The 12,625-nt window shown below is 66.5% G+C and carries 11 protein-coding genes and 1 pseudogene; 11 read left to right on the forward strand and 1 reads right to left on the reverse strand.

Translation table 11 applies throughout. The annotated features are described in order from the left end of the window. Positions 1–244 (reverse strand): annotated as a pseudogene (locus ACFMO5_RS00585) (hypothetical protein); the annotation flags it as partial. Positions 245–1,303: 1,059 nt separating this feature from the next. Between ACFMO5_RS00585 and ACFMO5_RS00590 the strand changes: the two are divergent. From ACFMO5_RS00590 to alaS, 11 genes are all read left to right on the forward strand, one after another. Next, positions 1,304–2,434: a DUF3048 domain-containing protein gene (locus tag ACFMO5_RS00590; RefSeq protein WP_376790830.1), complete on the forward strand. Its 1,131-nt coding sequence runs from the start codon at positions 1,304–1,306 to the stop codon at positions 2,432–2,434. Between the two features lie 131 nt (positions 2,435–2,565). Beyond that, entirely contained in the window at positions 2,566–3,231 is a 666-nt protein-coding gene (locus ACFMO5_RS00595; RefSeq protein ID WP_376790831.1) for a hypothetical protein, read from the forward strand. Between the two features lie 31 nt (positions 3,232–3,262). Beyond that, complete coding sequence (locus ACFMO5_RS00600; RefSeq protein ID WP_376790832.1) at positions 3,263–3,679, forward strand: secondary thiamine-phosphate synthase enzyme YjbQ; 417 nt, start codon at positions 3,263–3,265, stop codon at positions 3,677–3,679. Between the two features lie 81 nt (positions 3,680–3,760). Further along, positions 3,761–4,573 (forward strand): NAD+ synthase, encoded by an 813-nt coding sequence (locus tag ACFMO5_RS00605; RefSeq protein ID WP_376790840.1) that lies wholly within the window; start codon positions 3,761–3,763, stop codon positions 4,571–4,573. Continuing rightward, positions 4,573–5,151, forward strand: coding sequence for a 16S rRNA (guanine(966)-N(2))-methyltransferase RsmD (rsmD, locus tag ACFMO5_RS00610; protein ID WP_376790833.1), 579 nt, complete (start codon positions 4,573–4,575; stop codon positions 5,149–5,151). The genes ACFMO5_RS00605 and rsmD overlap by 1 nt, the downstream gene beginning before the upstream one ends. A 13-nt stretch (positions 5,152–5,164) precedes the next feature. Beyond that, positions 5,165–6,277 (forward strand): DUF763 domain-containing protein, encoded by a 1,113-nt coding sequence (locus tag ACFMO5_RS00615; protein ID WP_376790834.1) that lies wholly within the window; start codon positions 5,165–5,167, stop codon positions 6,275–6,277. 63 nt (positions 6,278–6,340) lie between these two features. After that, complete coding sequence (locus tag ACFMO5_RS00620; RefSeq protein ID WP_376790835.1) at positions 6,341–6,694, forward strand: hypothetical protein; 354 nt, start codon at positions 6,341–6,343, stop codon at positions 6,692–6,694. 3 nt (positions 6,695–6,697) lie between these two features. Then, complete coding sequence (locus ACFMO5_RS00625) at positions 6,698–7,309, forward strand: hypothetical protein (RefSeq protein ID WP_376790836.1); 612 nt, start codon at positions 6,698–6,700, stop codon at positions 7,307–7,309. 52 nt (positions 7,310–7,361) lie between these two features. Further along, complete coding sequence (locus ACFMO5_RS00630; protein ID WP_376790837.1) at positions 7,362–8,438, forward strand: ABC transporter permease; 1,077 nt, start codon at positions 7,362–7,364, stop codon at positions 8,436–8,438. A 64-nt stretch (positions 8,439–8,502) separates the two neighbouring features. Beyond that, positions 8,503–9,444 (forward strand): ABC transporter permease, encoded by a 942-nt coding sequence (locus ACFMO5_RS00635; RefSeq protein WP_376790838.1) that lies wholly within the window; start codon positions 8,503–8,505, stop codon positions 9,442–9,444. Between the two features lie 515 nt (positions 9,445–9,959). Beyond that, positions 9,960–12,625, forward strand: a 2,666-nt coding sequence (gene alaS, locus ACFMO5_RS00640) for an alanine--tRNA ligase (RefSeq protein ID WP_376790839.1), incomplete at its 3' end; no start/stop codon positions are given.

Below are 12,625 nucleotides of genomic sequence, written 5' to 3' on the forward strand. Positions count from 1 at the left end.
TCTTGCCATCCTGCAGGCGTGCGAGTTGTGCCTGGTGCAACTCCTGGCCATCGTTCTCCAGCCTGACCGAGATCAGGCCCGCGTTCACCTGCGCCGGAGCGTCAAAGGCGTAGTCGGTGGCCTTGATGACGATCCGGGGAATGGTCACCGCGGCTGGCGTGGTAGCACAGCCGGTCAGGACCAGCCCGAGGGCAGCCAATGCGGTCAACAAGAAAGCGATCAAACGCAAACGTTGAGCTGACATTCAATGTGCCTCCTTTGGTCGGAGTAGGACAAATTGGTGGGTAGGTATGCGCTGAAGCTTGGTCTGGTGACCCATTGCGCCCTCAATCTGTGCAGGGCGACTGAAGGTCTTGCCACAGAGGGTGCATCGGTGGAGCCGGTCTTTCCGGCTGTGGAGGACGATGGGGCCTTGGCCTACCTGTTCCCTGGCCGGGCCATCCGGATGGTGGCCAAACGCTTTGTGCGGGCCCATGGCTTTCCACCTCCTGAGCGTAGGTTGGGGTGGAAGCCCATCGGGACCCGTTCCTCTTGTCGTCATCCGGTGTCGTCCAAGTTTAAGCGCATCGCTGCCAGCGTAATTAACCGGGGTGAGGAAAAGGGGGATATATGGTTTAGAAAAAGTCAACAAGAGAGCTATCAGGCAGCGATGCGCAGAACCGTGAGGAAGGGACGGGGGGCGGACCCACCAGGCGGGCCCCATGGGAGTCTTTCCGGAGATCGGAGCGGAGCCGAGGGAGGCGTTGATGGACCCGCTGCGGGCGTTCGGCTCCCATCCCGGCTGTCCGGCCGGGGCCCGGTGGGCAGCGGTCCCATCCGCGTTCATTGTCGGAAAGGGCGAAGCGATGGTTGCCACATGGGCGGTAAGTCCTTCCGTGCACATCGGGGGACACCGCTCGATCGCCACCACGCGGCGGGCCGGACAGCACAGTCCCTCTCGCTCCTGCGATGGCCGGACGGGGCGAACCCTTCTTCGAACTCGTCCAACATTCAGCCCGTGGGGGATCGAAACCGCTGGGGCTGCTGTCAGAGGATCTTCACGCGAAACACGGCTGGCCCTCCACGAGGAGAGGTCTGAACGTGAAGCATCCCCCAGCCGATTTGTGCGACAGGTCTATTGACCGCCAGGACTGCGACCAAGCGGGCCAGTACGTCTTCGACCGGAAGCGCCGATGTGAACCCCCAGCGCTCGGTTGGTGGGATCCTCGCGATCCACGGCCGGCTCGCCCCATCGTGGAAGGGTCGCCTCGCTCCAGGCCGTGCTATACTTGCGGTTGGATTTCGGAAAGCGGAGCGCGCTGCGATGGGACGATGGACGCTTCGAACTCTGATGGTGGGGATATGGCTGATGGCCGCCTGCGGGCCCCGTCCGACCTCGGAAGGGCCGCGGCCCCCCACCCCGACGATGCCGCCGCCCCTGGCGGTCGATGAGAGGGCTGCCACACCCACACCCCTACCTCCGCCAACCCCCACGGTCCATGCGGCGGAAACGATGGAGGAATTCCCGCCCGACGTGAACCCGTTGACCGGGCTCCGGGTGCCGGATCCCTCGGTGCTCAACCGGCGCCCGTTGGCCATCAAGATCTCGAACTATCCGCCCGTGGTCCGGCCGCAATCCGGGGTGGATCTGGCGGACATCGTCTTCGAGCATTACGCCGAGGGCGGGGTGACGCGCTTCACGGCGATCTACCTGAGCCAGGACGCGGAGCCGGTGGGCTCGGTCCGCAGCGCCCGGTTGATCGACCTGGAGATCCCGGCCATGTTCAAGGCGATCCTCGCCTACTCCGGCGCCAGCGCCGGGGTCAACGCGCGGATCCGCGCCTCGGACTTCATCGAGCGCGCCCTGAGCCCAGACTTCGGGGTGGGCGCACCGGTCTTCTGGCGCATCCCTCGGGAGGGGGTGGCCTTGGAGCATACTTTGTTCACCAGCACCCGTCGGCTCTGGGCGGAGGCCACCCGCCGCGGGATCAACGGGCGGCAGGACCTACGGGGGATGGTGTTCGCGGAACAGCCCCCGGCGGGCGGCCGGCCGGTCTCGACCTTGATCATCCCCTACCGCGTGGAGCCGGTCACCTGGCGCTACGACCCGGGGTCCGGCCGCTGGCTCCGCTGGACGGCCGGACAGCCCCATATGGACGCCCTCACCGGCCGCCAGCTCTCCGCGGCGAACGTGGTCGTGGTCTACGCGCACCATCAGACCACCGACATCGTGGAGGACCGGCTGGGAAGCCTCTCCATCGAGATCCAGATCTGGGGAAGCGGCCGGGTTCAGGTCTTCCGGGACGGCCGGATGTTTGAAGGGCAATGGCAGCGCTTCCGGCGGGAGGATATGCTCCGCTTCGTCGACGCCAACGGGAAACCCATCCCGTTGAAGCCCGGCAACACCTGGTTCCAGATGGCTCCGCTGGATATGCAGGCCCAGTTCTCTCCTTGAGGTCATCTCAAGGCTTGTTGCTTTGTCTAGCGAGCGTCCGGGGCTATGGGTGACCCGACTCCACGAATAGATATCAAGCGACGGAACTCCTGAGGACGAAGGCCCTATCGCCCTGCTGTTCCGAGGATCCTATGGATACCCGGACCCTGATCCGCAAGACGTTGATCCAGATGGCCCTTCAGCGGGCCCGCCCGGGGACGGGAAGTCGTTGGGAGCTGATCCGGAGGAGGCCTTCTATGCCCTCCCTTCCCAACCTCGCGGCGATCCTAGGCCCGATCCCATGGGCCGTGGTCGGCGCCCTGGCGGCCCGCCACTACATGCCGGAGCGGGCCACCCAAGATCTGGACATCGCCGTTCTGGAGAAAGACGCATCCGAGGTCCGTGGCCGTCTGCAGCAGGCGGGGTTCCGGTATGTCGGTGCCGCTTGGGTTTCCCCAGAAGGGGTGAGCGTGGACGTTTTGGAGCTCAATGCTCCATGGGCGGAGCCCGCTTTGCAAGCGGCTCAGGGGAACCGGGATGCGGCCGGGTTTCCGATCCTGCCTTTGCCCTACTTAATCCTGATGAAGTTCGAGGCGGGACGAATGCAGGACCTGGCGGACATCGCCCGCATGCTGGGTATGGCCGCTTCCGATCAGGTGGATGCGGTTCGAGAGGTGTTCCGACGGTATCGCCCCGAGGATCTAGAGGATCTGGAGAGCCTGCTGACGCTGGGGCGGCTGGAGTGGATGGGGCCCGAAGGCGCATCGTCGCCATCCATCGATGAGCGCGTTGATCCCGACGATCAGGAGCTCGCTTGAAGGCCCAACGGGTTGCAATGGGAGTCGGCAGATGGTGGTCACCGAGCGCTTGACGGTACGGACGAACGGGAATAACCACGTCGTGGACTTAACGGAACAGGTGGCGGAGGCGGTGGCCCGCTCCGGCCTGAAGGCGGGCATCGTGGCGGTTTTCGTCCCGGGCTCCACCGCTGGGGTCACCACGATGGAGTTCGAGCCGGGGGCGGTGGAGGACCTCCAGCGTTGGTTCGAGGAGGCGATCCCCGCCGCGCGGGAGTACCGTCATAATCTTCGGTGGGGGGATCAAAACGGGCATTCCCACCTTCGGGCCTCGCTGCTCGGTCCCTCCCTGACCGTTCCGTTTCAGGATCGCCGGTTGTTGCTTGGGACCTGGCAGCAGATCGTCCTGGTGGATTTCGATGTCCGCCCCCGCCGGCGGGAGATCATCGTTCAAATCATCGGGGAGTGAGGGCGCATGCGGACCTGGAAGCTCATCGAGCAGAACGGGATGTTGGATCCCCAGCGCGTCCGGGAGTGGGTGGACGCCCGGATGCGGATCGATCCGGACCTGGTGCGCGGGGTGCTGGTCCGCTTCATCCGGGATGAGATCACCAAGTTCGGGATGAAGCGGGCGGTGATCGGCCTCTCGGGCGGGGTCGACTCCTCGCTGACCTGTTTCCTGGCCGCCGAGGCGCTGGGCCCGGAGAACGTCCTGGCGGTGCGCATGCCCTATCGCACCTCCTCCCCCGACAGCCTGCTCCACGCCCATCTGGTCATCGAGCAGCTGGGGGTGCCCTCGGAGACGGTGGAGATCACCCCTATGGTGGAGCCGCTCTTCGAGCGGTTCCCCGATATGGACGCCCGGCGGCGGGGCAACGTGATGGCCCGGATGCGGATGATCATCCTCTACGACCTCTCCGCCGCTTGGGGCGGGATGGTGGTGGGCACCAGCAACAAGACCGAGATCCTGTTGGGCTACTTCACCCTCTACGGCGACGGCGCGTACGCCCTGGCCCCCTTAGGGGACCTGTACAAAAACCAGGTCCGCCAGCTGGCCCGGGCCGTCGGGGTGCCGGAGGAGATCGTCCGCAAACCCCCCACGGCGGACCTCTGGTTGGGCCAGACCGATGAGGGGGAGCTGGGGGTGACGTACGATGAGGCCGATCGCATCCTCTACTTGTTGGTGGAAGAGCGGATGACCTTGGAGCAGGTCATCGCGCTGGGGTTTGACGGGGAGACCGTGCGCCGCCTGTGGCAGATGGTCCGCGACACCCAGTTCAAACGCCGGACGCCGATCATCGCGAAACTGACCTCCCGCACGGTGGGGATCGATTTCCGGTACCTTCGGGACTGGGGGCATTGATGCGGGTGATCTCGGGCTCCGCGAAGGGCCGCCGGCTGAAGAGCCTCCCGGGCCCCGGCACCCGACCGATCACCGATCGCGTGAAGACGGCCCTTTTCGACATCCTCGGGCCAGCGGTGGCCGGGGCTCGGGTGCTCGATCTGTTCGCGGGAACCGGCAGCGTGGGCATCGAAGCCCTGAGCCGCGGGGCCGCGGAGGCGGTGTTCGTGGACAAGGATCCCCGGGCGATCCGGGTGCTCCGGGAGAACCTGCAGGGGACCGGCCTGGCGGACCGGGCCCGGGTGGTGCGGGCGGACGTGTTCGCCTTCCTGCGTTCGGGGCCTCCCCACCCCTTCGATCTGATCTACATCGCCCCGCCCCAGTACCGGGGCTGGTGGCGCCGCACCCTGGAGCTCCTGGATGAGCGGCCGGGATGGCTCGCCCCGGAGGGGACCGCGGTGGTCCAGATCCACCCGCGGGAGTTCGAGGAGGTCCCGCTCCGCCATCTGCGGTTGGCGGATCGCCGGGATTACGGGAGCACGCACCTCCTCTTTTATCGACGGCACGAGGGAGAACCGCCTCCGGCTTCGGGGCCGTGAAAGGGGGTGGCGGATGCCGCGCACGGGTTTTGCGGATCTTCCTTTGCATACCGGTCGGGCTCCCCGCTGGCTGTTCGTGCGGATGACCGCCCTGGCCCGGGAGATCGTGACCGTTCTGGTGGACGAGTTCGGGACGGCCGAGGTGCTCCGCCGCCTGAGCGACCCGTATTGGTTCCAGGCCTTCGGGTGCCTCCTGGGCTACGACTGGCACTCCAGCGGGGTGACCACGGTGGTCTGCGGCGCCCTGAAGGAGGCGATGAAAGACGTCGGCCGGGACCTGGGCCTTTTCGTTGCGGGCGGGAAGGGGAAGGTCTCCCGTCGGACGCCGGAGGAGATCGAGGCGGCCTCCCGGCACCTCCAGGCCGATCCGGCCCCGCTGATCCACGCCAGCCGGATGGCCGCGAAGGTCGACAACCACGCGCTGCAGGACGGCTATCAGATTTATCACCACGTGATGGTCTTCGACCGCGAGGGGCGGTGGGCGGTGATCCAGCAGGGGATGAACCCGGGCAACCGCTACGCCCGCCGGTATCACTGGCTGAGCGAAACGCTGGTCGATTTCGTCCGCGAGCCCCACGCGGCGGTCTGCTGCGATGAACAAACGCACCCCCTGAACATGGTGGCCGCGGAGGCGGAGGAGGCCCGCCGGGCGGTGGCCGAGCTCTCCCGCGAGAAGCCGTGGCGCCTGCTTCAGGAGCTCAAGCGTCTCCAACGCTTGCGCCTCCCACCCCACCACGAGATCCTGCTCCGGGACATCCATCCGGACCACCTCGCCTCGATCTTCGTGAAGACCTACGAGGCCCAGCCCGCTTCGTTCTCGGAGCTCCTGGGCCTTCCGCAGGTGGGCGCCAAGACCATCCGCGCCCTGGCCCTGCTGGCGGAGCTGCTTTATGGGACGCCGCTCTCCTTCCGCGACCCCGCGCGTTTCGCCTTCGCCCATGGGGGGAAAGATCGGCATCCCTTCCCCGTGGACCGCGCGCTGTACGATCGCTCCATCCGGATCCTTCACGAGGCCGTGGAGCGGGCCCGCTTGGGGGATCGGGAGCGGCTGGAAGCCCTGCGACGCCTTGCGGAATGGCAACGACGATGGTCCCAGCACCCGGAAGATGCGCCAACGAACGTCTGACCCTCGATCCGCTCTCGGGGATGGCGGTGCGCTCCGTCCGGATCCATCCCATCGAGGTGGCCCATGCCGAGCTCCCTGCATCCAGCTTGGATCCCTCTCCTCGTTCTGCTCTATCAATGTCTCGTCGTCGTTGCGAACATCGGGTTCAAACGATCGGCGGAGAGCGGGACGGCCTTGGCCTTTCTGGCATGGCAGATCCTGGGCAACCTCTCCGGCTTCCTCAGCGTGTTGACCTATACAGCCCTTCTCCGTTGGCTCCCCGTGCACGTCGCCGTGAGCCTCACGATGGGGCTGGGCTTCGCCAGCGTTCAGGTCTTCACCGCCTGGCTGATCTTCCATGAGCCGATCGGGCTCTGGAAATGGGTGGGGACGGCGCTGGTGGTCCTCGGCGTCACCCTGATCGCGAGGGGACGCTGAGCTATGCAATCCCTCATCGAGGCCTTCGTCCATCGGCTGGACCCCGTGCTTCGGAGGGCCCATCGGGTCCAGGAGTTCACGGCGGATGAGCGATGCCTGCTTCGCGCGGCGCTGGGTTTTGCCGAACAGGATCTCCTGCTCTCCGACGGAACGTGGATCCGGAGAGGGGACCCGATCATCGAGCTCCATCTATGGAACGAGCGGATCCCCCGCATGCCCCCGGAAGGTCCTGACCTGGCGTGGAGCCTTCGGTTTTATCGGCGCCTGGTGGCCTCCCTCCGGCTGATGGCCCGATGGCTGGAGGATCACCCGGAGCTCTCACGAATCCGAGCCCTTCGGGGGGAGACCTCCATGGCGGATCCAACGCGGAAACTGATCCGCGATTTGGGGTTTGATCTGGTCCTCCTGGAGCGGGAAGCCCGTGGGTGGCGGCGGTTGCGTTATCAGGCGGATGACTTCTATGTCTGGTTGCTCATGCGAACGTATAACCCGTCCAGTTTGCGGGGAAAGCGCTTCGATCGCCTGGAGCGGGTTCAGTTCTGGATCTCACGGGAGGCGTTTTTGAGGCGCTATGGTGGATTTGGCGGCTCCTCCATTTCGATCGCAGAGCCATAATCCGAATTGGTAAAATAAGAGGCAAAGCCTGAGTGGAGCGAATGATCTAGCGATGTCGCGCTACGTTCTCCGTCGGCTGGCGGCGATGGTCCCGGTCCTCTTCGGGATCCTCCTGGTGGTGTTCGTGATGGTCCGGCTGATCCCGGGGGATCCCTGCCTCGTGATGCTGGGGGAGCGGGCGACCAAGGCCCAGTGCGAGGCCTTCAAGCAGCGCTTCGGCCTCGATGACCCCCTGCCGGTTCAATTCGCCCGCTATGCGATCCAGATCCTCCAGGGGGATCTGGGGACCTCCATCAGCACCGGGCGGCCGGTGGCGGTGATCCTGGCCGAGCGGCTGCCCATGACCATCGAGCTGACCATCGGGGCGATCCTCTTCGCCACCACCCTCGGGATCGCCTTGGGGATCCTCTCCGCCATCCATCAGAACTCCCCCATCGACGTGGTGACGATGGTCCTGGCCAACATCGGGGTTTCCATGCCGGTGTTCTGGCTGGGCCTGATGCTGGCGTATGTGTTCGCGTTGGTGTTCAAAGACACGCCGTTGTTCCTCCCACCCTCCGGGCGCCTCTCCCCTGGGCTGACGCTGCCGCCCCTCGCTCGGACCTGGGGCCTGGAGGACATCGAGGGGTTTCCGCGCGTGATGCTGATCTTCCTGTCGAACTCAGCGCTGTTGAACAGCCTGGTCACTGGGAACCTCGCCGCCTTCTGGGACGCCTTGCGCCATCTCATCCTTCCCTCCGTGGCGGTGGGAACCATCCCGCTTTCCATCATCGCGCGGATGACCCGTTCCAGCTTGCTGGAGGTGTTGGGGGAAGATTATATCCGGACGGCGCGGGCGAAGGGGCTGGGGGAGCGCATCGTGCTGGCCCGCCACGCGATGCGCAACGCCATGATCCCGATCGTCACCGTGGTCGGCTTGCAGGCCGGCAGCCTCCTCTCGGGGGCGGTGCTCACGGAGACGGTGTTCGCCTTGCCGGGGGTGGGCACCCAGCTGGTCTCGGCCATCCTCGCCCGGGATTATCCGGTGGTGCAGGGGTTCACCCTGGCGGTGGCGATCATGTTCGCCCTGGTGAACCTGGTGGTGGATCTCTCTTACGCCTATCTGGATCCCCGGATCCGGTTGGATTAAGGGGCGAAGCGCTGGGCCGTGGGGGCGCCCCTACAATATCCGGTTTTTCGAGGGATAAGAGACGATGAGTGCGATTGCGCCGCCCTTGACCCGAGAGCTGGTCGCACCCCGGCGTTCGCCGACGATCGAGGCGCTGCGCCGCCTGATCCGCCATCGGTCCGCGCAGGTGGGCCTTTTCCTGCTGGGCCTGATGGTCTTCGCGGCGGTCTTCGCGGATGTCATCGCGCCTTACGACCCGATCAAGCCGTTGCCGAACGTGCAGCGTCGGGCCCCGCCCTGCATTCACCTGTTGGGTTGCCCGCCGGATCAGCCGCAGCATCTCTTCGGGATCGACGGCAACAACCGGGACCTGTTCTCCCGGGTGATCTACGGCTCCCGGCTGTCGTTGCAGATCGGTTTCGCCACCATCACCTTCGCGATCATCGTGGGAGGGCTGCTGGGGGCGATCGCGGGGTACGCGGGGGGGTGGTTGGACAATGCGATCATGCGGGTGATGGATGTGATCCTGGCCTTCCCCAGCCTGTTGTTGGCGATCGCCATCGTCAGCGTGTTGGGGCCGGGGCTCATCAACGCGCTGCTGGCCATCGGTTTCGTCTCCATCCCCGTTTATGCGCGAATCCTCCGGGCGAGCGTGTTGACGGTCAAGGAGCTGGATTACGTGATGGCGGCCCGGGCGGTGGGGGCCTCCCCGGTCCGGGTGCTCTTCGTTCACATCCTCCCCAACGCCCTGACCCCCTTGATCGTCCAGGGCACCCTGGGGATCGCCACCGCCATCCTCGACGCGGCGGCGCTCTCCTTCCTGGGGCTTGGGGCGGAGGTGCCGAAGCCGGAATGGGGGCTGATGCTCGGGGAGGAGCGGAACAGCGTCTTCAACGCGCCGCATCTGGTGTTCTTCCCCGGCCTGGCCATCATGCTCACGGTGTTGTCCTTCAACCTCCTGGGGGACGGCCTGCGGGATGCCCTGGATCCCCGCTTGAGCCACCGCGGCTACGAAAAACGCGTGTGAGCGTTCGGTGCAGGGAGAGGATCGCCCCCACCCCTTCGGGGGCGCGGGGCCGCCGGGAGATCGAGCGTTGAAGCCCCCGTTCCCCGGTCGCGCTCTGATCGCGAACACCGGTCGCGGCTCTCCGGTTCGTCCTGGTGTCCGATGGGTGAGAGGGGGCTTTCGTATACTGTCCGATGGATGGGGGCTCGTTCTTCGTCTGACGCTTATGACGGGCGCTGAAGTGCTCTACTACGAACGAGGTTTTTGTTCGTGGTCGGGCGCTTGAGCGCCCGTTTTGTTCTTGGGAACAGCGGTCCTGATCCTTTCGTTTCCTCCTGGCCTCTGAGGGTTGGGAAGGCTCACGGGCCCGACGGCGAACAGCGCTGCGGCGGGGGCGCGTCTTGCGCTCGTTTGTTTTTACATCGAACCGGATCGAATGCTATAAAATTTAGAGATACAGCACAGCAGGTTAGAAAGAGGGGATGGGGACGTCCCGCCTGACCGAACGAACCTCCACTTGGGGAGATGGGAAGGCTATGGAAAAGCGGAATCCGATCCGGATGAGCGGCGGGCAGATCCGCCAGGCTTTCCTCGATTTCTTCGCCGCCCGGGGCCACACGGTTGTCCCCAGCTCGTCGCTGGTGCCCGTGGGGGATCCTACGTTGCTGTTCACCAACGCGGGGATGAACCAGTTCAAGAACGTTTTCCTGGGCCTGGAGACCCGCCCATACAAGCGGGCGGCCTCCGTCCAGAAATGCATGCGGGTCTCCGGGAAGCACAACGACCTGGAGAACGTCGGCCCCAGCCCGCGCCACCACACGTTCTTCGAGATGATGGGCAACTTCTCCTTCGGCGATTACTTCAAGCGGGAGGCCATCCATTACGCCTTCGAGTGCCTGACCCAGGTCTACGGCCTGGACCCCGAGCGGTTGGTCTTCACGGTGCACCAGGACGACGACGAAGCCTACCGGGTGTGGGTGGAGGAGATCGGCGTCCCCCCGGAGCGGGTCTTCCGCATGGGCGATAAGACCAACTTCTGGATGATGGGGGACACCGGCCCCTGCGGGCCGACCTCGGAGATCCACTACGACTGGGGGCCGGAGTACTGCACCTGCGGGGACCCGAACTGCAGCGTGGCCCTGGACAACGGGTGCGATCGTTGGCTGGAGCTGTGGAACCTGGTGTTCATGCAGTTCGATCAGCGGGCCGACGGCACGCGGGTCCCGCTCCCCCGGCCCGGGGTGGACACGGGGATGGGCCTGGAGCGCCTGGCGGCCGTGCTTCAGGGGGTCTTCTCCAATTACGAGACGGACCTCTTCGTCCCCATTATGGAGCGAACGCGGGAGGTGCGCGGCCATACCAGCGAGGAAATGAAGGCCCACATCGTCGCCTATCGGGTGATCGCCGACCACACCCGCGCGGCCTCCTTCCTGATCGCCGATGGGGTGTTGCCGGGGAACGTCGGCCGGGGCTACGTGCTGCGGATGATCATCCGCCGCGCCGCCCGCTTCGGCCGCAAGATCGGCTTCGAGGAGCCGTTCATGGCCCGCGTCGCCGAGGCGGTGATCGAGCAGATGGGCGGCCATTACCGGGAGCTGGTCGACCGTCGGGAGCACATCCTGCGCACCCTGACCCAAGAGGAGGAGCGCTTCCTGCGCACCCTGGACCTGGGGCTCGCGCGGCTGGAGGAGGTGTTGGAAGGGGTCGCCGCCCGGGGCGATCGGATCGTGCCCGGGGAGGAGGCCTTCCGGCTCTACGATTCGTACGGCCTGCCGCTGGAGATCACCCGGGACGTGGCCCGGGAGCGGGGCTTTGTGGTGGACGAGGCGGGGTTCCAGCGGGCGATGGCCCAGCAGCGGGAGCGGGCCCGGGCGGCGGAGCGCTTCGAGCTGGACACGGAGCAGCTCGCCCGGTACCGCCGGCTGCTGGCGGCCCTTCAGGACAAAGGCCTGGTGGGCGATCAGGGGGTGGAATACGATCCGTACAGCGGGACCGAACGGGAGACCACGGTCGCTGCCCTTCTGGTGAACGGGGAGATGGTGCAGGTCGCCCGTCCGGGGGACCGGGTGGAGGTGGTCCTCCCGGCCACCTGCTTCTACGTGGAGAGCGGCGGCCAGGTGAGCGACATCGGCCACATCGCCCGCTACCCGGAGGGCGGCGGCGACCCGCTATGGGAAATCGAGGTGGAGGACACCCGCCAGCCGATCCCCGGCCTCATCGTCCACGTCGGCCGGGTGAGGTCCGGCCATCCCCGGGTGGGGGATCCGGCGTGGGCGGTGGTGGATTTCGAGCGCCGCTGGGACATCATGCGCAACCACACCGCCACCCACCTCCTCCACGCGGAGCTGCGCTCCCTCCTGGGCTCCCACGTGGTCCAGGCGGGCTCCCTGGTGGCGCCCGACCGGCTCCGCTTCGACTTCACCCACGGCGCCATGCTCAGCCAGGATGAGCTGGACGCCATCGTCTACGACATCAACACGGCCATCCTGATGGATTACCCGGTGAACGTCAGCTACGAGCCCTATCAGCAGGCCATCGCCAGCGGCGCCATGGCCCTGTTCGGTGAAAAGTACGGCGAGATCGTGCGGGTGGTCCGCATCGGGTGGCCCGACGAGCCGCCCATCAGCGCGGAGCTGTGCGGCGGCACCCACGTCTACAACACTTCCCAGATCGGCGCCTTCGTGATCACCTACGAGGGCAGCGTGGGCTCGGGCGTCCGCCGGCTGGAGGTGGTCACCGGCCGCGAGGCCGTGCGCCTGATCCAGGATCGCATGCGGCGCCTCACCCACGCCGCCACCTACCTGGAGGTCCGGCCCGAGGAGGTGGACCGCAAGGTCCTGGACCTTCTGGATCGGATCCAGTCGCTGGAGAAGGAGCTGGCGCGGCTGCGCCGGGAGGTCGCCCGCCAGGAGTTCGAGGACATGTTCCGCCGCGCGGAGCGGGTGGGGGAGGTCACGGTGCTGGCCGCCCAGAGCCGGGTCGGGGACATCGAGCAGCTCCGGGAGATGACCGACTGGTTCCGGGAGCGGGTGCGGACCAACGGGGTGATCGTGCTGGCCTCGGTGATCGGCGGCCGGCCGAGCTTCGTGGCGGCGGTGACCCCCGACCTCGTCGAGCGGGGCTTGGATGCCGTGCGGGTGGTGCGGGCGGTCGCCCAGGTGGTCGGCGGGAGCGGCGGCGGCCGGCCGACCCTCGCCCAGGC

The organism is Thermoflexus sp. (assembly GCF_042408365.1).
Taxonomy (GTDB): domain Bacteria; phylum Chloroflexota; class Anaerolineae; order Thermoflexales; family Thermoflexaceae; genus Thermoflexus.

Excerpts from the sequence above, each read along its gene's own strand:
- ACFMO5_RS00635 (WP_376790838.1), top strand. The coding sequence starts at position 8,503 with ATGAGTGCGATTGCGCCGCCCTTGACCCGAGAGCTGGTCGCACCCCGG.
- ACFMO5_RS00625 (WP_376790836.1), top strand. The coding sequence starts at position 6,698 with ATGCAATCCCTCATCGAGGCCTTCGTCCATCGGCTGGACCCCGTGCTT.
- ACFMO5_RS00600 (WP_376790832.1), top strand. The coding sequence starts at position 3,263 with ATGGTGGTCACCGAGCGCTTGACGGTACGGACGAACGGGAATAACCAC.
- rsmD (WP_376790833.1), top strand. The coding sequence starts at position 4,573 with ATGCGGGTGATCTCGGGCTCCGCGAAGGGCCGCCGGCTGAAGAGCCTC.
- ACFMO5_RS00615 (WP_376790834.1), top strand. The coding sequence starts at position 5,165 with ATGCCGCGCACGGGTTTTGCGGATCTTCCTTTGCATACCGGTCGGGCT.
- ACFMO5_RS00630 (WP_376790837.1), top strand. The coding sequence starts at position 7,362 with ATGTCGCGCTACGTTCTCCGTCGGCTGGCGGCGATGGTCCCGGTCCTC.
- ACFMO5_RS00605 (WP_376790840.1), top strand. The coding sequence starts at position 3,761 with ATGCGGATCGATCCGGACCTGGTGCGCGGGGTGCTGGTCCGCTTCATC.
- ACFMO5_RS00620 (WP_376790835.1), top strand. The coding sequence starts at position 6,341 with ATGCCGAGCTCCCTGCATCCAGCTTGGATCCCTCTCCTCGTTCTGCTC.
- ACFMO5_RS00590 (WP_376790830.1), top strand. The coding sequence starts at position 1,304 with ATGGGACGATGGACGCTTCGAACTCTGATGGTGGGGATATGGCTGATG.
- ACFMO5_RS00595 (WP_376790831.1), top strand. The coding sequence starts at position 2,566 with ATGGATACCCGGACCCTGATCCGCAAGACGTTGATCCAGATGGCCCTT.